The 19,079-nt window shown below is 43.3% G+C and carries 18 protein-coding genes; 10 read left to right on the top strand and 8 right to left on the bottom strand.

Features of this window, described 5'->3' with window-relative positions:
* Nucleotides 1-110 precede the first annotated feature (110 nt).
* A complete protein-coding gene (locus MHI46_RS01465) occupies nucleotides 111-1,328 on the top strand; it encodes a multidrug effflux MFS transporter (protein ID WP_342503054.1) in 1,218 nt (405 codons plus the stop codon).
* 68 nt (nucleotides 1,329-1,396) lie between these two features.
* Here the strand turns inward: MHI46_RS01465 and MHI46_RS01460 are convergent, their stop codons facing one another.
* The 4 genes from MHI46_RS01460 to MHI46_RS01445 all read right to left on the bottom strand — a co-directional run bounded on the left by MHI46_RS01460 (nucleotide 1,397) and on the right by MHI46_RS01445 (nucleotide 3,408).
* Nucleotides 1,397-1,567 carry a hypothetical protein gene (locus MHI46_RS01460; RefSeq protein WP_165585035.1) on the bottom strand — a complete coding sequence of 57 codons (171 nt, stop codon included), beginning with the start codon at nucleotides 1,565-1,567 and terminating at the stop codon, nucleotides 1,397-1,399.
* The gene (locus MHI46_RS01455) at nucleotides 1,564-2,151 is read right to left on the bottom strand and encodes a DUF1700 domain-containing protein (RefSeq protein ID WP_251181454.1); all 588 of its coding nucleotides are present in this window, start codon (nucleotides 2,149-2,151) and stop codon (nucleotides 1,564-1,566) included. Before MHI46_RS01455 ends, MHI46_RS01460 begins: the two co-directional genes overlap by 4 nt.
* Complete coding sequence (locus MHI46_RS01450; protein ID WP_039176181.1) at nucleotides 2,144-2,461, bottom strand: PadR family transcriptional regulator; 318 nt, start codon at nucleotides 2,459-2,461, stop codon at nucleotides 2,144-2,146. Before MHI46_RS01450 ends, MHI46_RS01455 begins: the two co-directional genes overlap by 8 nt.
* A gap of 116 nt (nucleotides 2,462-2,577) precedes the next feature.
* The gene (locus tag MHI46_RS01445) at nucleotides 2,578-3,408 is read right to left on the bottom strand and encodes a YitT family protein (RefSeq protein ID WP_024424393.1); all 831 of its coding nucleotides are present in this window, start codon (nucleotides 3,406-3,408) and stop codon (nucleotides 2,578-2,580) included.
* A 335-nt stretch (nucleotides 3,409-3,743) separates the two neighbouring features.
* On the opposite strand from MHI46_RS01445, the gene mmuM reads away from it, so the two are divergent.
* The 3 genes from mmuM to MHI46_RS01430 all read left to right on the top strand — a co-directional run bounded on the left by mmuM (nucleotide 3,744) and on the right by MHI46_RS01430 (nucleotide 6,867).
* On the top strand, nucleotides 3,744-4,682 hold the full coding sequence (gene mmuM / locus MHI46_RS01440) for a homocysteine S-methyltransferase (RefSeq protein WP_039182957.1): 939 nt from the start codon (nucleotides 3,744-3,746) through the stop codon (nucleotides 4,680-4,682).
* Nucleotides 4,683-4,720: 38 nt separating this feature from the next.
* Nucleotides 4,721-6,124 (top strand): S-methylmethionine permease, encoded by a 1,404-nt coding sequence (mmuP, locus tag MHI46_RS01435; protein WP_059374532.1) that lies wholly within the window; start codon nucleotides 4,721-4,723, stop codon nucleotides 6,122-6,124.
* A 122-nt stretch (nucleotides 6,125-6,246) separates the two neighbouring features.
* Entirely contained in the window at nucleotides 6,247-6,867 is a 621-nt protein-coding gene (locus MHI46_RS01430) for a hypothetical protein (protein WP_039176173.1), read from the top strand.
* A gap of 308 nt (nucleotides 6,868-7,175) precedes the next feature.
* On the opposite strand, the gene MHI46_RS01425 is transcribed toward MHI46_RS01430, so the two are convergent.
* Complete coding sequence (locus MHI46_RS01425) at nucleotides 7,176-7,658, bottom strand: Ig-like domain-containing protein (protein ID WP_260775235.1); 483 nt, start codon at nucleotides 7,656-7,658, stop codon at nucleotides 7,176-7,178.
* 108 nt (nucleotides 7,659-7,766) lie between these two features.
* Nucleotides 7,767-10,433, bottom strand: coding sequence for a S8 family peptidase (locus tag MHI46_RS01420; RefSeq protein WP_260775234.1), 2,667 nt, complete (start codon nucleotides 10,431-10,433; stop codon nucleotides 7,767-7,769).
* Nucleotides 10,434-10,612: 179 nt separating this feature from the next.
* On the opposite strand from MHI46_RS01420, the gene MHI46_RS01415 reads away from it, so the two are divergent.
* Genes MHI46_RS01415 through MHI46_RS01390 form a run of 6 tightly spaced genes read left to right on the top strand, consistent with a single transcriptional unit; the run spans nucleotide 10,613 to nucleotide 18,164 of the window.
* Nucleotides 10,613-11,134 (top strand): PTS sugar transporter subunit IIA, encoded by a 522-nt coding sequence (locus MHI46_RS01415; RefSeq protein ID WP_260775233.1) that lies wholly within the window; start codon nucleotides 10,613-10,615, stop codon nucleotides 11,132-11,134.
* The gene (locus MHI46_RS01410) at nucleotides 11,131-11,460 is read left to right on the top strand and encodes a fructose PTS transporter subunit IIB (RefSeq protein WP_024424400.1); all 330 of its coding nucleotides are present in this window, start codon (nucleotides 11,131-11,133) and stop codon (nucleotides 11,458-11,460) included. The genes MHI46_RS01415 and MHI46_RS01410 overlap by 4 nt, the downstream gene beginning before the upstream one ends.
* A gap of 35 nt (nucleotides 11,461-11,495) precedes the next feature.
* Nucleotides 11,496-12,614: a PTS fructose transporter subunit IIC gene (locus MHI46_RS01405; protein ID WP_024424401.1), complete on the top strand. Its 1,119-nt coding sequence runs from the start codon at nucleotides 11,496-11,498 to the stop codon at nucleotides 12,612-12,614.
* Between the two features lie 28 nt (nucleotides 12,615-12,642).
* Nucleotides 12,643-15,306: a mannosylglycerate hydrolase gene (gene mngB / locus MHI46_RS01400; protein ID WP_260775232.1), complete on the top strand. Its 2,664-nt coding sequence runs from the start codon at nucleotides 12,643-12,645 to the stop codon at nucleotides 15,304-15,306.
* Nucleotides 15,307-15,363: 57 nt separating this feature from the next.
* Nucleotides 15,364-16,248, top strand: coding sequence for an ROK family protein (locus MHI46_RS01395; protein WP_260775231.1), 885 nt, complete (start codon nucleotides 15,364-15,366; stop codon nucleotides 16,246-16,248).
* A complete protein-coding gene (locus MHI46_RS01390; RefSeq protein ID WP_260775230.1) occupies nucleotides 16,245-18,164 on the top strand; it encodes a BglG family transcription antiterminator in 1,920 nt (639 codons plus the stop codon). The genes MHI46_RS01395 and MHI46_RS01390 overlap by 4 nt, the downstream gene beginning before the upstream one ends.
* A gap of 62 nt (nucleotides 18,165-18,226) precedes the next feature.
* Here the strand turns inward: MHI46_RS01390 and arr are convergent, their stop codons facing one another.
* Both arr and MHI46_RS01380 read right to left on the bottom strand, forming a co-directional pair.
* Entirely contained in the window at nucleotides 18,227-18,643 is a 417-nt protein-coding gene (gene arr, locus MHI46_RS01385; RefSeq protein WP_260775229.1) for an NAD(+)--rifampin ADP-ribosyltransferase, read from the bottom strand.
* A 111-nt stretch (nucleotides 18,644-18,754) separates the two neighbouring features.
* Complete coding sequence (locus MHI46_RS01380) at nucleotides 18,755-18,967, bottom strand: hypothetical protein (RefSeq protein WP_058837241.1); 213 nt, start codon at nucleotides 18,965-18,967, stop codon at nucleotides 18,755-18,757.
* Between the last annotated feature and the right edge of the window lie 112 nt (nucleotides 18,968-19,079).

Raw genomic sequence — 19,079 nt, 5'->3', positions numbered from 1 at the left:
CGAAAGATCAATCATTTTGCACGGAAACATCTTTGAAAATTTTTCATTGAAAAGGAACGCTTGATTCATTATGCTGTGTTGAGGAAGTATACGAGGAGTGTTGTCATCATATGAGTTCTTTATCTTATCCCCAAGAATCGAAAAAAAATCGATTTCTCCTTGCCGCATTGCTTGGATCTTTAACAGCCCTTGCTCCGCTGGCAATGGATATGTATTTACCTGCATTGCCTCATATTGCTCGTGATTTTGAGGCAAGTACGGCGTTGTCCCAATTAAGTCTCATGGCTTGTCTCATTGGACTGGCGCTTGGCCAGCTGATTGCAGGCCCGATCAGCGATACGATCGGCAGAAGAAAACCGCTGATGATTGGCTTGATTATCTTTATAGCTGCTTCACTTCTTTGTACAGTAGTCACATCGATTTGGACATTCATTCTTCTTAGATTGATTCAAGGACTTGCTGGTTCAGCAGGCATTGTCATTGCACGAGCTATCGTGCGAGATCATTATGAAGGGGCAGAAATGACGAAATTCTTCGCACTTCTGATGTTAGTCAACGGGGTGGCTCCGGCAGCAGCACCTATTGCGGGCGGACAGATTTTACGCTTCACGACATGGCAGGGGGTATTTGTCCTACTCGGAATTCTCGGGGCATTGATGCTGCTGAGATCCATCTTTTCACTGCAAGAAAGCTTACCTGCGGAGCGTAGACAGACCGGGGGCTTTCAACAGATTGCAAGCGCGATGAAAATTTTAGCCAGTGATCGTCTCTTTGTTGGATATGCACTCTCACAAGGTCTTGTATTCGCAGCGATGTTTGCGTATATTTCAGGTTCACCGTTTGTGCTCCAGGATATTTTTAACCTTTCTCCACAAGGCTTTAGTGCAGCATTTGCGGTAAATAGTCTTGGAATCATCACGGCTGGACAAGTATTTGCCCGAGTCGCTGCGAAAATCGGTGAAGAGAAAGTCCTTCGCATTGGATTGCTGACAGCTGCATTAGGGGGAGTGACTTTATTTTTCATGATCTCGATTGATGCAGGATTGTACGGTATTCTCATTCCGCTGTTTTTTGTGGTATCAAGCGTTGGAATTGTCGGCACCTCTGCACCGTCTCTTGCGATGCAGCATCACGGGGCACATGCAGGAAGTGCTGCTGCACTGATCGGTGTGGCGCAAATGCTGCTAGGCGCTTGCATGACACCTCTTGTCGGACTAGCCGGAAGCCAAACGGCCTTTCCAATGGGTCTGATCATTATGCTTTGTGATCTAGGCGCACTTTGCTGTTATTTCTTCTTTGTGGCCCGAGCGAAAAAAAGACCCGCATAAGCGGGTTTCAGACTGTTGACAAAGGGCTAAAATGATCTTGATTTTAGCTCTTTGTCTTTTTTCATTTATTATGGCTTACTCCAATTGATGGTGCGGAACACGTTGCTCTGGTCATTGTTGTGATATGCATCTAGATCAAAGCCTGATATGCCAAAACCAATTGCCATGACAATTCCTCCGGCAACGGTGAAGATGATTCCCCATTTGATGACTTGCTTTTTTAAATCGTTCACATTCATACTCTCACGACCTTCTTTTTAAACATTCCCATGAATGCCTTAGTGGTTTGAATAGTTATTTGCACAAATAGCTTTGTCAAATACGCCGTGGCTATGCCGCTTAATAATCCGACACCTAATAAAAAAATACCAACGCCAATCTGCGTCACCACCACATGTAAACCGTCCTGAAAGATAAATGGAGAACCAATGATGCTCCAAAAACCTCCTAGCAGACCAACCAGCGTCACTGTACCTGTCACGAGTGGAATACACCAAATCACCATATACACAGAAAGAATCAACAGAAAGACTGTTGCTAGAATACTGCCCCATAACGGAAAGCCTAAAATGAGAATGGAGAGTCTTGTGGCTTTTTCTCCAAACGTCGGCACCTGAACGGTTTTTATTCCTTGTTCCTTCATAATCCCTTCAGCGATCATAGCAGGCTGCCCGACTTGTTGAACCGCTTCCTGTTCACTGTAGCCATCTTCCTGATAATCCTCAATCATTTCATCGTAGTATTCGATAAACCGATCACTATCTTTGTCGCCTAGAAGATGCAGATGCTTCTTTAGGCTGCTTAAAAATTCTTTTTTATTCATTGCCCTGTCCTCCAGAAATAAAGTCGTAAATCGCCATCACCTGATCCCATTCCTCTAAAAACTGCGCCATATGCTCCCGCCCGCTTTCTGTCATGCGGTAGTATTTTCTTAATCGACTGTTATGTTCCTGGGAATAGGTCTCCACATAATTGTTTTGCTCTAAACGCTTTAAAATCGGATACAATGTCGATTCTGAAATCTCAATACAACGGGACATATCTTTAATGATTTGATAACCATAGGAATCGCCTTTCTTTAATACCGCCAGTACACAAAATTCCAGTAATCCTTTTTTTAATTGTGCATTCATGTTTACAACTCCTAACTCTTTATACTATACATTACATAGTATTGTGTGACAAGAGGTATAGAGAATAAAAAAAGACCCTTTTTAGGGTCTTTTAGCTCTTTGTCTTCTTTTCATTTTTATATATTCACAAATCCTTCTCCGAACACATCGCGCACGTCATGGACAACCACAAATGCGTCTCGATCAATTTTCTTAATAATTTTCTTGAGGCGCATGAGCTCTTGCTTTTGAATGACTGCGTAAAGAATTTCCTTCGATTCCTTTGAATAATGACCGCGTCCGTTTAAAATCGTTACGCCTCGGTCCAAGGTGTGATTGATTTCTTCCGCAATATCATCTTTGCATGAAGAAATAATCGTCACTGCCTTTTTCGTGTTAAGTCCTTCTATCACGAAGTCCATCACCTTTGTCGCCACGTACAGCATCACAATGGTAAACATTAATTTTTCCGCACCAATAATAAAGTAGGAAGCAAATACAACGATCAGATCAAAGAACAAGATGGCATAGCTCACGTTCCAGTCTAAATACTTGTTGGCAATTCTTCCGAGAATGGCAGAGCCCGCCGTTGTTCCACCTGCTCTTAGCACTAGACCAATCCCAATACCGATGATAATTCCTGCAAAAATCGCTCCAATGATCAATTCATGAACATTCACGACCCATGTTGTGGTCAAGTGTAAAAATAGAGAGTTACTTGCGACGGCAACCACCGTATAAATCGTGGTCTTCTTGTCCAAGTATTTATATCCCACAAGTAATAAGATCGCATTCAACACAAGGTTCGTCAGCCACGGTGCAATCTCAAACAAATAATAAAAAATGATGGACAGCCCCGTTACGCCGCCTTCACCAAATTCAAGCGGAATGACAAACATGTTCACTGCTGCGGCAAATAAAAAAGAACCAACTAAAATCATCGCTATATCTTTTACACATTTTTTCAATTCTTCTTTCCTCCTTTTTTAAGCATATAAAAAACCCTCTTTCTGCACGAAAGAAGACAGTCGTTGGACAACATAAAAATCAAAAGACAGCGCCTTTTGATGAAGCTTTCTGAAATCAATCTTTCCATAATATATATCTCTTTTTAGAGGCTGTCAATGACTTGGTTTTCTATTATTTTGACTGCATTTTTATGCATCAAAACCCGCATGTTTTCAGGGTTTTCGCGCCCTAATATGCTTTTTCCTCTCCTTGACAAAAACGCTTTAGTCATTTAAACTACTGCCTCATATCATACCCATCAAATCCGATCTAAAAAGGAGGCTGTTTGATTCCGATGAATCCTATTCAAAGCCGTTTACAGGCTCACGCACCTTTGATTTTAGACGGTGCATTAGCAACAGAGCTTGAACGAAAGGGCTGTAACTTAAATGACAGTTTATGGTCAGCCAAAATACTTATTGAACAGCCACAATTGATTCAGCAAGTACACTTGGACTACTTCCAATCAGGTGCTGACTGCGCCACAACCGCCAGCTACCAAACAACGATTGAAGGCTTTGCTGAAAAAGGCTATACAAAAGAAGAAGCGCTTGAACTCATGAAACGCTCTGTCACTTTAGCGAAAGAGGCACGCGATCTTTTTTGGCAGGATGAAGCGCGTCGTGAAGGGCGGACAAAACCATTTGTCGCTGGATCTGTGGGGCCATTCGGCGCTTATTTGTCTGATGGTTCAGAATATAAGGGAAATTACGGACTCTCTGAGCAGGCTCTCATTGATTTTCACAGACCAAGAATTCAGGCATTAGTAGAAGCGGGAGCAGATATCCTTGCATGTGAAACGATTCCTTGTTTGATTGAAGCAACAGCCATCGCAAAGCTGCTGCGGGATGAATTCAGCGGGGTATCAGCTTGGATCACATTCAGCGCAAAGGATGGCCTGCACATTAGTGAAGGTGACTCCATACGGGAATGTGTACAGGCGCTTGAGCCTTATGAACAAATTGCTGCTGTCGGCGTGAACTGTACGCCGCCGCAATTTATCACTTCTCTCATTCAAGAGATGAAAAAAGGAACAAGCAAACCGATTGTGGTGTATCCAAACTCAGGTGAAGTATATGATCCTGAAGAAAAGGTATGGAGCGGTGATACGTCACATCTTACTTTTGGCGAATGTGCGTATCAATGGTACAAAGACGGAGCGCATATCATCGGCGGCTGCTGCCGCACGACTCCAGAAGATATCAATGACATCTTAAAACGAACCACATCATGAATCATCACACACACTTCTAAGCAAAAGGGCGGGAAGACATGGAACAAGCAAAAGATCAGTCACAACAATATCAACGAAAAATGACGAGCCGGCACCTGTTCATGCTTTCTCTAGGCGGCGTCATTGGGACAGGGCTCTTTTTAAGCTCTGGGTATACCATTAATCAGGCTGGACCTGCGGGAACCATTCTTGCCTATCTTGTGGGGGCATTAATTGTCTACCTCGTGATGCTTTGTTTAGGTGAGCTGTCTGTCGCTATGCCGGTCACAGGGGCTTTTCATACGTACGCAACAAAATACATTGGACCTGGTACAGGCTATACGGTCGCTTGGCTATACTGGCTGACATGGACAGTGGCTCTCGGTTCGGAATTTACAGCGGCAGGATTATTAATGCAGCGCTGGTTTCCAGACACTTCGGTTTGGATGTGGAGTGGTGTTTTTGCTCTTCTCATCTTTTTACTGAATGCATTTACAGTCAAATTTTTTGCAGAATCAGAGTTTTGGTTTTCCAGTATTAAAGTGATGGCTATTATTCTCTTTATTATTCTTGGTGGAGCAGCAATGTTTGGTTTGATTCCATTAAAGGGCGGTGAGGCCGCTCCGTTCTTTTCTAATTTCACTGGCGAAGGCGGACTTTTCCCAAACGGCTTTTTACCCATTTTAATGACGATGCTTGCTGTCAATTTTGCTTTTTCAGGGACGGAGTTGATTGGGATTGCTGCGGGTGAAAGCGTCAATCCTGACGAGACCATCCCAAGAGCCATTCGCACAACCGTCCTGCGTCTCGTCCTGTTTTTCGTTGGAACGATCGTTGTTTTGGCTGGCTTGATTCCAGTAGAAGAAGCCGGGGTGATCAAAAGCCCATTTGTCGTGGTATTTGATCGTATCGGAATTCCTTATGCTGCAGATTTCATGAATTTTGTCATCCTGACCGCGATCTTATCTGCCGCAAACTCAGGATTATACGCGTCATCTCGTATGCTTTGGTCGCTTTCTGAAGAACGGACACTTCCTAAAAAACTGGCGAAACTGACATCAAAAGGAATTCCTTTGAATGCACTCATTTTAAGTATGATCGGTGGTATTCTTTCATTGCTATCCAGTGTGATCGCACCAGAAACAGTATACCTTGTACTTGTGTCAATCTCCGGACTGGCCGTTGTGGTTGTATGGATGGGAATTGCTGCCTCACAGTTGATGTTTCGGAAAAGATTTTTACAGGAAGGCGGACAGCTTCATGATTTATCCTTTCGAACCCCGCTCTATCCAGTGGTTCCGATTGCTGCCTTCCTCCTATGTCTTGCATCTGTCATTGGCATTGCCTTTGACCCAAATCAGCGGATTGCCCTCATCTGCGGTATTCCTTTCATTGCGCTCTGCTATGCTGCCTATTATGCGACAGCTTGGATTCAGAAAAAACGAGAAAAACCTGGTGTATAAACATCAGGTTTTTTCTATATAAAGCCGCTGACAAAAAAGGATATCACTAGTAAAATAAGCACACTTTGGTATATGATAGGAATCTATGATTTTCAGGATGAACCAAGGGAGTTGTCGTGAATATGGAAATGACCATTACAAGAGCATTAAGTGAACTGAAAATGTTAGATAAAAGAATCAACCGAACCGTTGATGACGCCGTACTTGGTGGATTGATGATCGGGAAACATATACAGCACGGATTTCAGAATCAAGAAGAAGTTGAAAAAAAGGCGAAGGCTGATGATCAATCGATTCAAGCTTTAATCAAACGCCGGAATGCCATCAAATCAGCCATCGTTGTATCAAATGCAACCACAATGATTGATGTGGCAGGTGTCCGTATGACGGTGGCAGAGGCGATTGAACGTAAGACGTCGATAGACTACGATATTCGTTATTTACGGAAAATGAAACAAGTGTACAAAGAGCTGGTCGACAAAGCAGAACAAACGAATGAAGATGTGAAAAGGAGACTTGATCAGCATTTAGAAACCTTGTTTGGGAAAGATGGAAAGACACAAGCGGCTGCCAACCAAGAGATCGTGAAGTCTTTTCTAGCTGAAAATGAGGCAGTGATCATCGATCCGCTTCGCCTTCGAGTAAAAATTGAACAGCTTTCGAAAGAAATTGAAGATTTCCAAATGGAAGTTGATTTTTCCTTGTCTGAAAGCAATACACTGACGAAAATACAGATCGATTAATTGATTTTGTTAGTGAGCCGAAAATCGATAGAACTAAACACCTCCGAGGGAAAGGTCATTCCCTCCTCATCTGATGATCATCTTAGGATGATCCTTGATAAAAGCTCAAAGCTGAACGTTCAAGGATCAAAGTTCAAGTGTAAAAGTTCTTATCCATCAAAGCTTAAGATTAAAAGTTAAACGCTCGATCGAATCTGGGAGTAACGGCTGATGAGTGTTTGTTTATTGACTCTTTCGGTTGCCGCCCAGCAGGTTTGCTAACAAAAAGAAAAGGATGTCACCTGATGACATCCTTTTTTTCTATGAGATTAGTAACGTGATGTATACGCCAAATGGTACACACTTGTGACATTTGAAGATAGTTTGATGTCGTTTGACGTGAACGTCACTGGAACGATATCGTAGTAATGTGTTGACCAGCCTGCATTATTGTATGATTGGTAGCCTGCACCTGCAGGAACTTGAAACGTGAGTGAAAACTGTCCATTCTCGTCTGTTGAGCCTGTCGCTGTTTGAGCATATGATTTGATTGCTGCTTCAAAATAAAGCTGGATCGGCTGATTAGGCATGAGGTTTCCGCTTGCATCTTTTAGTGTCCCTTTAAACGTAGCTGGATAATAAGATCCCACGCGATATTTACTGCCATAGCCGTAATTCACTATCCCACTATCGGCCGCTGTGACACTTGTTACTTGTACGGATGCTGGTACTGCACCTGTTTCTTCAGCATGTGCAAAGCTTGGGAATACGAGAAGCAATGATAGAAAGAAAGCAAACATGATTTTTTTCATCGATAAATCCTCCTTTTATTTCCTACTATATTACTATCGACAGGAATTGGTATTTTTCCAGTATAAAACAAAAGAACTTCCCTTTTTTTAGAAAGGGAAGTTCTTCTTTTATTTTTTCACAACCACTTTTACTGCTTTGCTTTCTCTTTTTCTCACATCTGAAGCGGTCACATACAAAACCGTTTTGGCTTTTTGTGGTTTAATTTGGGCAGTAAATGCGCCCTTGCTATTGGTTTTGACTGTTTTGATGACTTTCTTTGATTTGTTTTTCACTTTAATGGTCAAGCCTGCACCCGCAGTCCCTTTGACCGCTTTACTTTTGACTGTTACTTTGCTCACTTTCGGCTTAGCTGGTGCTTTGCCTTTTTTCACGACGGTTTTGAGCGTCGTTGCGGCCTTTCCTTTTGAAATTTTAATGTGAAGGACCTTGTTTTTGTTCTGATGTTTAATCTTCACACTAAAGGTTCCTTTTTTGCCTGCTGTGCCTTTTCCAAGCAGGGTTTTTCCTCTATACACAGAAATAGCAGCGCCAGCTTTTGCTTTACCTGTCACCTTTTGATGCTGATCCTCCACTTTGCTCACAGATGCATTCAATTCGACAGCACTTAATGCAGCAAATGCATTCAGTCTGCCGTGTCCTGTCATCCAATCGACACCTGGAATTTTCGGATCAACAATTGGTTCATCGTTTTCATCATAGAAAACGTCGTCTTTTCCATCAATAGATTTAAATGAGATGTCATCTGCTGTACTTTGCAAAAGATTTCTCACTTGATTTGGCTTCAAGGATGGATTTTTAGAAAGCAGTAATCCTGCTGCTGCTGCCACATATGGTGTCGCCATTGAAGTCCCGCTAAGGTATGAGACGTTCCCATCAGGCATTAAGCTCGGAATATCAGAACCTGGTGCTGACATGCTCAGTCCTTTGCCATAACTTGAGAACTCAGCGGCAATATCCATACGGTTGCTTGCGCCAACCGCCATTGCGTATTTTGACGTCGCAGGGTAACCCATTTCTGGTACGCCATCATTTCCACTTGCCACGACGACTAGTACATTTCTTTGTGCAGCATAATTCATTGCATATTCAATCACTCTGCTGTAGTAGCCGCCAAGGCTCATGTTGATCACCTTTGCACCTTTGTCCACTGCATGCTTGATGCCAAGTGCAATATGCTCTGTATCTCCAAATCCATAAGCATCCAGCACCTTCACTGGAATGATACCCGTATGTTGGTTGAGACCTGCCATTGAGTAATGGTTATCGGATTTTGCGGCAATGATGCCTGCCACATGCGTACCGTGTCCATTGTCATCAATCGCATCTTTGTTGCGTCCAATGAGATTCGCACCTAAGTCTGTACGAACAGTCCCGCTTAAATCTGTCAAACGGCTGTCTACACCTGTATCCACAACAGCAATTAATGTTTGCTTCATTTTGCTTGTGCCAATTAGTGTATTCATTTGTTCAAATTTGACGTCAGCGCCTTTTTTCCCACTGTTTTGCGCACTGTTTTTCAGCGGCCACTGATAATCATACTGCGCGTCGTTGCTTAGCGCACGATAGGTTTGAACAGGCTCTGCAAATTCAACATTCGGCATGCTGGAGAGCTTTCTTGCCGTGCTCTTGATGGCCGCTTTGCCTGCTTTTAGTGTCTTTCCAGCTGATTCTTGCCCTGCTGGTACATCATAGACATACATGCCTTTGAATAAAGGACTGACTGACTGTGATGTCACACGGTTTTCTTGGATACCGTAGCTTTTCATCTTCTTTTTCGCAGATTGAAGTGTTTGGCCATCCTTTAATTTAAAAATGATCTTATTCGTTTTAACCTTCTCTTCTTTTACAAGCTTTTGTTTCTCTAATACATAACCAGCTGATTTTCCTTCAAGCTGATCAATGCCAATTTTTTGACTGACAGCTTCTAATTCCTTTTTTAAATATGCCGGACTTGCTTCTTTGAGCATATCAAAAAGGGAACCGATCGCCTGCTGTTCTTTTTCTGTTACGATATGACCGCTAAATGCACCATTTTTCTCTACGTTACTTAGCAGTGTTTTTAATGTGAGCAGATGGTTGTATACCTTTTGCTGCTCTTTTTGATGTTTGATGAGCTTCGATTTGAGAAACGGTTTTGTTTTTTGGAGCAGACGCGAAAGCTTCCGACCTTCTGCTGTTTCATTGAATCGTTTATCTTCGATTGTACGAATCGATTGAAGAATTTCACGCCCGTACTTTTTCTCAATAATGATGATTTCAGGCTCATCTTCTTCAGGGAAAACGGGTTCAGAAGGCGGAAGGTTAGCTCCTTTATATCCGATTGTATATGCTGCATCCTCTTCCTCATCACGGCTGTCTTCCTCTGACCCTAAATAGAGCACTTTGACATAATAGGGACCTGACCATGCGTGCGGGAAGTTGATCTCTGTCTCTCCGCTTGCTGTGTCCACGCGATACCTTGAATAGGTGTCATCCTTCATCGCTCTGTCCTTACTTGGATAGACCGATACGGACAGCACTTGTTTACTTTTCACAGAAATTTGCATATGTGTATGTTTTGCCACTTCTTGTGCAGATGGCGTGATTTGATACCATGTCTCTTCCTTTTCATTCTGTAATGTACCTGAGATGACTTCACCATTTTTTAACCCAATGGCTTCATTGACACTTGTTCCATGACTGGCAGCTGCTGCCTCGTATCCAGGTAATGCTGCCATACATAGAATGATGGCCATGAGTACGACCACACAGGATTTGACCTGCTTTTTGAACATGAAAAGACCCCCTTATCTTTTATGATACCTTGGAAGAATATCACAGAAATACATTTAGTAGAATCTGTTTTTTATATAATTAAACTCGTTTTAAGCTAGGATTTGAGATATTCAGTCAGCAAGACGGGTAGCTTCATAAACTTTTTGCCATTTCAAACGGAAAATGATGCTATTTAACCATGCTGAAAAGTACATTACAATCAACTTGTAAGCGCTTAACAAACAAGAGAGAAGGGATCAGCTTGTTCCAAAAAGATCATGTTTTCACACAAGTAAACGGACGATCAAAGAATGAGATTTTACAATACATTTCCGAGAAAGCTGAAGACCTTCAGATTACAAACGATCAGCCGGGGCTATTAGCAGATTTGTTGACACGCGAAGACGAAGTCTCAACAGGACTTCAACAAGGCTTCGCCATTCCACATACAAAAAGCTCCGCTGTAAAAACGGCTTCACTTCTTTTTTTAGAACTTGAACAACCCATTGAATGGGGAAGCTTCGATGATTTGCCCACAAGCTATTTATTTACACTGCTTGTTCCACTAGAAGAAGCAAATGTCACACATCTGAAATTACTGTCAGGTATTGCGACAAGCCTAATGGAACCTGCTTTTATCGAAAAGATTCAACCAGGTCAAACAGCTGATTACTATTACGAAGTCATTGAACAACAATTGAAAGAGGGGATTACACAATGAAAATTGTCGGTGTCACTTCATGTCCAGCAGGGTTAGCTCATACACCAATGGCAGCAAAAGCGTTAGAAAATGCGGGTAAACAGCTCGGACACGAGATCAAAATCGAACAGCAAGGGATTATGGGACAGGTGAACGGCATTACAGCAGAAGAAGCACAGCAGGCAGACCTCTGCATCATTGCCTCAAATCAGCATATCAACGATGCAGAACGCTTCTCAGGCATTCCCACTGTACGTGTCGAAATCGGACGTGCCTTAAAAAATGCTGAACAAATTATCACCAAAGCCGTAGCACTTGTAGAAAAGAAAAAATCTGAATCTCAATAAACATGAGCAATGCCATATAGAAAGGAGCAAAGAAAATGAAAGCAAAATTAAAAGTCATTGAAGGCCATCTCATGACCGGTATTTCTTATATTCTTCCGGTAATCATCGGTGCTTCACTTATCGTTGGTTTAGCAAAATTGGTCGGGTTAGGGTTTGGTGTTTCAGATTTAAACACCTATAAGGATGCTGGCGGCATACTGCACGGTGCCTATTTAATGGAGCAGGTTGGCTGGACAGGCATTGGCTTAATGAACGTCCTGCTCGCTGGATTTATCGCCTATTCCATTGCAGATAAATCAGGTCTTGCGGCTGGTTTTATCGGCGGTGCCCTTGCCAGCTCAACAAATGCCGGATTTATAGGTGCCGTCATTGCAGGCTTCTTCGCAGGATATGTTGCTCTTTTTGTGAAAAGAAAAATTCAAATTCAAGGCTCTGCAGCTGGGCTCGTCCCTCTGCTCATCCTGCCGCTGATTACCGTTGGCTTAACCGGACTTCTAATGTCAGTTCTTCTAGGCGGACCATTAGGCGCTTTGAACACGGCATTAATTGAATGGATTAAAGGCATGGTCGCTGATGGAACAAGCACACTCGCGCTCGCTCTCATTTTAGGTGCGATGATTGGCTTCGATCTTGGCGGACCGGTGAATAAATCAGCGTGGATGGCTGGTAACGCGCTCTTCCTATCAGGCGTCTACCTCCCTGCCATTCTTGTCAATATTGCGATTGTCATTCCACCGCTTGGATACGGGCTTGCGACATTGATTCGAAAACGCAACTTCTCTCCAACCTTTAGAGAAGCCGGACGAGGCGGACTTGTTATGGGCATTATCGGTATTACGGAAGGGGCGATCCCTTTTACCCTCGTCAATCCTTTGAAATTGATTCCGCTCAATGTTGTCGCATGTGCTGTTGGAAGCGGGGTTGCTGCATTATTAGGAGTTCATGACATCATGCCGCCAATTGGCGGGCTATACGGCTTCTTCTCAGTCGGAAACTGGTGGGCTTATTTAATCGGAGCCCTTACTGGCGCACTCGTCATCGGTATTGGCGCCAACCTGCTTGTGAATTTCTCTGAGAAAAAAGAGCCAAAAACGCCGGAACATGATCAGAAGCAAAAAGAAGAAGACGATTTTGACCTTGTGCTAGAAGGATAATTTGAACGAAGAAAGGTGTCGTTGATCAATGACTGTCAATGTACATGTGATTCCACATACTCACTGGGACCGGGAATGGTATTTCACCACCTCCCGCTCCCGTATCTACTTAATGAAAAGCGTAATGGACATTTTAGATACCCTTGAAACAGACGAAAGGTTCCATTACTTCATGCTCGATGCCCAGGCTTCCTTATTAGATGATTATTTGAAATGGCGTCCAGAGGATGAGAATCGAATCAAGAAGCTCGTCACAGCGAAACGTCTCATCATCGGCCCATGGTATACCCAAACCGACCAGCTCGTCATTTCAGGTGAATCGATTGTGCGGAACCTGCAATATGGAATTGAACGCTGTCAGCAGTTCGGCCACGTGATGAAAGTCGGCTATGTCCCTGATTCCTTCGGTCAATCCGCGCAAATGCCTCAAATTTATCGCGGCTTCGGTATTGTCGATACAGCATTTTGGCGCGGTGTTTCTGACCATATGACGAATCATACTGAATTCAATTGGCGCGGCGCTGACGGCAGTGAAGTCTTTGCTGTGAACCTGCCATTTGGCTACTACTACGGCGGAAATATTCCTGAGAAAGATGAGGACCTACAAGCCTTTTTATCTGAAAAAATTGGTGCGCTGCAAGCAAAGGCCACCACAAAGAATGTCTATTTCCCAAATGGCTTTGACCAGGCACCGATCCGTAAAAACCTGCCTGACTTATTAGAAAAAGCCAATGAGCTTGACGAGCATCACTATCAAATCAGTAGTTTAGAAGATTATATTGCAGCCGTGAAAAAAGAGCGGACATCTTTTGAGACGTTACAAGGAGAGCTTATTCACGCGAAGCATATGCGGATTCACAAATCGATCTTTTCAACACGAGCTGATTTAAAAATCTTAAACAATCAAATTGAAAACTATCTCGTCAATGTGATGGAGCCAATCTTAACGATCAGCTATTCACTCGGACATGACTACCCTCATGACACGGTTCGTGATATTTGGTACCTCATGTTTGAAAATGCAGCGCATGACAGCATTGGCGGCTGTAATAGTGACACGACAAACCAAGATGTCTTCTTCCGCTACAAACAGGCAAAGGAAATCGCCGAGAATCTTGTAGACTTACACATGCGTCTCATCGCTATTCGACTGCAAACAGAGCAGGAAATCACGTTCACGTTGTTCAATACACTGCCTTCAAAGCGTTCTGAAGTCATTGAAGTCGAGACGTTTATCACGGAACGTCCATTTACGCTAAAGGATGCAAATGGACGAACGCTTCAGTACACAGTGAAAAGTAAAACCGATGTCACAGATTATGTGCTGGCACAGCAAATTTCTCTTAATCCAAGTAAAGAAGTGTACATGCCAAAGCAAGTATGGAAAGCCGTGCTGCTGATTGAAGCCATCGATTTACCGTCAGTTGGTTATACACAGGTCAGCATGGTCTTCGATGAATCAAGCGAATCTCTATGGGAACAAACAGAAGGACGCGTGATCGAAAATAAGCATTACCGCATTGCGGCAAATGACAACGGATCACTGGACATCACAGACAAACAAACAGGAAAGACCTTCTCTGAGCAAATGATCTTTGAAGACAACGGAGACGATGGGGATTCTTACAACTATTCACCACCGCGTGAGGATCTGTATGTGTCATCAAAAGATCTTTCATCAGCGGACATCTCAGTGTCTAAAAGCGGTCTGCAAGAGGAGCTGACCATCAAGCTTCAGCTCACTGTCCCTTATGACCTAGAGGCGCGCTCTCAGCAATCGGCTGCGACTTCACTTCCGATCACAGCGAAGGTGGCATTAAACAAAAACGATGCTGTCATCCGTTTTCATGTAGATGTCGATAACCATGCATTAGATCACCGCCTTCGTGTTCTTTTTGATACAGGCATTGCATCAAACGTATCACTAAGCGATCAACAGTTTGGTACAATCGAACGCTCAACAGAGCTCACGCAAGAGCTTGAATGGTGGAACAATGAACATTGGGAAGAAAAACCGATCACCATTGAACCGATGCAATCCTTTGTCGCACTTCGTGATGAAGCATATGGTGCCGCACTGTTGACCGACTGCGTGAGAGAATACCAAATCACAGGAGAAGGTTACACAACGATTGCGTATACGCTCTTCCGCTGTTTCGGAAAAATGGGGAAAGAAAATCTCCTTTATCGTCCAGGACGCGCATCTGGGGAAAAAATTGTGGAAACACCTGACGCTCAGCTGCAAGGTGCATTGTCATTCTCATTTGGTATGCACTATAGCAAGGATGCAGTCAGCGAGGGACACTTAGCGCAGCTTGCCAAACGGTATACAACCCCTGTCCAATGCTACGAGCGCGCAGATTTTTTAAACGGTCGTTTAATTTTCTCTTTCCGAGATGAAAAAGAAGACTTACAATCTACTTATAGCCTGCTTGACATCGAGACAGATGGAGCCATTCTAAGCGCTCTGAAAAAAGAGGAGCATGGAACAGGCATTGTTATTCGTCTCTTCAATCCATATTTAACGCGTCAAACAGCCGCTTCAATCAATAGTTCATCTCTACAACACGGAGAAACAGCGAATTTAGGCGAAACACCTGAAGGACATATACTCAAAGCACAGCATGGATCATTACACATTGAACCGCTCACACCTTGTCAGGTACAAACCTACATTGTAAAGAAAAAATGAACATGTAGGGGCGGGATCCATTTGGATTCCGCCCCTCTTTAATGGAGGGCATTGATCATGAGAATTGGAGGCATTGAAGCAGGCGGAACGAAATTTGTCTGCGGCTACGGAACAACAGACGGAACGATTGAACACATGACTTCCTTTGCAACAGGAAATCCAGATGAAACATGCCGGCAAGTGATCGATTATTTTACAAAGCATCCTGTCGATGCAATTGGAATTGGGGCATTCGGTCCTGTCGATGTGAAAGAGCAAAGCCCAAGCTATGGGACGATTTTAGACACACCAAAAACGGCCTGGCGTCAATTCCCTTTCCTCTCTACCTTAAAACAAGCCCTCGGGATCCCGATGAAGCTTGATACCGATGTAAACTGTGCAGCACTCGGGGAAGCTCGTTTTTCAACTGAAGCAGAAAAACCTGCCTCCTTGATCTATATCACCGTTGGGACTGGAATAGGCGGCGGTGCCTATATTGAACATCGCCTCATTCACGGATTGCTGCATCCAGAAATGGGTCATATCACGGTTCAGCGCCATCCTCACGACACATACGGAGGCTGCTGCCCTATACATCATGACTGTTTAGAGGGACTGGCATCTGGACCTGCCATAGAAGGACGCTATCATACACTGGCACCGATGCTGCCAGAGGATCATCCTGCCTGGTCACTTCATGCTTACTATCTCGGGCAGATGACTGCTAACCTGCTGCTCACCCTTTCACCAGAACGCATCATTTTAGGTGGAGGCGTAATGAAACAGCAAGCTATGCTGCCACTTATTCTTGATGAAACAGACAAGCGGCTTCGCGGCTATTTGCAGCTGCCAAAGCCTTTACATGAAATTATCACAAAACCATCCTTTGATGGATTATCTGGTTTAATGGGCGCCATCGCTCTTGGAACGGATGCCTTACAGGCGCAAGGAGCCGCGCAATGATGATGACGGCAGATCCTCGAACCTATCAGCTGATTCAGCGGCTATTTGAAACGAAGGGGTTCGTGAAGCTGGAGGAGCTCACTGCCTCTTTTCGCTTATCTGACCGCTCTATCCGCAATTTAATCAAGGAAGCAAATGAGTATTTAAAGGAAGCTGGAGCCATGATTAAAACGATTCGCGGAAAGGGATATACTCTTTTAACGAGTGACCAAGACGCTTTCTTACTTTGGCTTCATCAACAAAAACTTCCTGCCCGCTCTCTTGTCCCCGTCATGCCAGAAGAGCGTGTACGATTTATAATGAGAAAGCTGCTGCTTCAATCAGATTACTTAAAAATTGACCAGCTGGCTGAAGAACTGTTTATCAGCCGCATGACGGTCAGCAGTGATTTGAAAAAAGGACGAGAGATGTTAGCCCGTTACGGCATGACCCTTGTATCAAAGCCTGGATTTGGTTTAAAGATTGAAGGAGACGAGCTGCAAAAAAGAACGTGCTATGCAGACTTACTTCTTGAAGAAGAGCCTGCTCTCTCTCATATCACCGAGCGGGAGCAGCTCCATTTTCCTGATATTTCTCTTGAAACCATTCGATCTATTGTGTTGACGAACCTGCATCAAGAGTCATTGCTCATTAAAGACATTGCCTTAAAAAATTTAGTCATTCACTTAGCCATTGCGATTCAGCAAACACGAAAAAACCAGCGGGTATCCGCTAGTACTGTCCGCACACAAAGATCACCAGTTTTAATGAGAATTGCACAAAAAATCATACAGCAGGTGAGTGACACTTTTTATGTGACCTTATCAGAGGATGAAACAGATTACTTAGTCATGCATCTATTGGCAAATCAAACGTGGAAAGAAGCCGCCCAGCATCAAACGACAGTGGAAGTTCAACAGGCGGTTACAGTCTTTCTACAGCACATTGAAAAAACAAGCGGCCATCGTTTTGCTGATGACAGCATTCTGCAGCAAGACTTGATGCTTCATATGAAGCCGCTATTAAATCGAATCCAATATGGCGTATCCTTACAAAATCCGCTTTTGCATGAGATCAAAGCGTCCTATCCTTACCCGTTTGATTTGGCTGTCAGCGGACTCAATGCCTTACAGCTGGTGCGTACACCAAATGAAGACGAGGCCGCATATGTTGCCTTGCATATCGCTGCTTCATTTGAAAGAAGTCAGCTCGACACCTCGCAAAAAAAGAAAGCCATTATCGTGTGCGGGTCTGGACTAGGGACGGCAAGGCTCCTTGAAATTAAATTGAAGTCAGCCTTTCAGCACGAGCTTGACATCGTTGAGCTCTATTCCTATCAGGATTATCTCATGAGCTCCTCTTTGCCGTGTGACGTCATCATCACAACTGTTCCACTCACATCAAAGGGGAAACCAGTCATTCAGGTCAGTGCCTTTTTTGAACAGCATGATATACAGCGTGTGAATGAAGTCATTCATTTATTAAATGGACACGGGGCACCCTCAAAAGAGCTGATGGCGTTTTTTCAAGAGCGATTGACTTTAATGAATGCTGACCTAAGCAGCAAGGATGAGGTATTAAATATATTATGCAGCCGTTTAGAGGCGCATCAGCTAGTATCGTCTTCATTTCGGCCTTCGGTGCTTGAGCGTGAGCAAATGTCGTCTACCTATCTTGGCAGCGGTATTGCAATGCCGCATCCGCTCATCACAAATGAAGGGACTTCCTCTGTAGCCATCGCACACTTAAAACAGCCGATTGACTGGCAGGGAGACCAAGTATCAATTGTCTTTTTATTAGCGATTCATAAGGATGACGCTGCCTGCATGAACCAATTCTTTGAACAGGCCGTCGATTTACTAGACAATCCAGACCGCATTCGCGCCCTCAAGCAAGCCAAAACATTTGATGAGCTGATGGATGCGTTGTTCCATTAAGATCAAATAAAAGGCCGCCCAGTTCATGAGGCGGCTTTTGTGTTATTTAGATATACGTAACATCAATCGTAGATGATATTTTTTCCTTCTTCACTTAATTTTTTTAAGGAGCTTAGCATATGATTGATTTCTTCATCGGAATGTCTTTCCCATGAACCTAATTCTGCGACTATTTTCAACGGAGATTTCGATCGATAAGAACGTGTTGGGTTGCCGGGAAATCTTTTTTCCGTCACATTTGGATCATTTTCAAACTCGCCTAACGGTTCTACAATATAAATTCTTTCTTTTGCATCAGACCTAGCTAATTCAGCACCCCATTTGGCTGCGTTTAGTGTTCCGGTGAAATAAATATGGTTCGATTTTTTATCCTGATAATTGGATAAATGCAGCGGTTCAAGCAGATCCCCAATCTTCAATTCCGCTTTTGTCCCATGAAAAAATGGCCCAGGATCTAACACCTTTTGCTTGTCATTCATACAGCCACACCCCTTATCATTTTTGACTTGCGTATAACAGTATACGGCTAGATATGGGGGGAAAACAGTCTATAAATTTCATTAAATTCGGGGTATAATGATAGTAGAGAGTTAGATGTGAACGGACATAAATACTGTAAATAAAAATGGGAATTTCGCATTCACACCAACAATGACGAAAACAAGAATACCTTCCACAGCTGACAGAGTCACAATCACTCCATGGTTCATTGGATATTCCTTCGCAATTAATTTCTGTCCTATATAATTCAAACCATAAAAAATGAAAAACAATAGGAAGAACATATAAAGAATCGTCATCATATAAACAACCCCTTTCTTATAATGGATATTTAACCAATTTTTACAATATATCATCAGACTATCATGTTAGAACAACTCGAACAATATGATCTTGCCAATAAAGTGAACAAAA

The sequence above is a fragment of the Bacillus sp. FSL K6-1000 genome (genome assembly GCF_038630785.1).
Classification (GTDB): Bacteria; Bacillota; Bacilli; order Bacillales; family Bacillaceae; genus Bacillus; species Bacillus safensis.
Note: the sequence above shows the minus strand (reverse complement) of the source record. Positions and strands in the feature narration are given on the sequence as shown.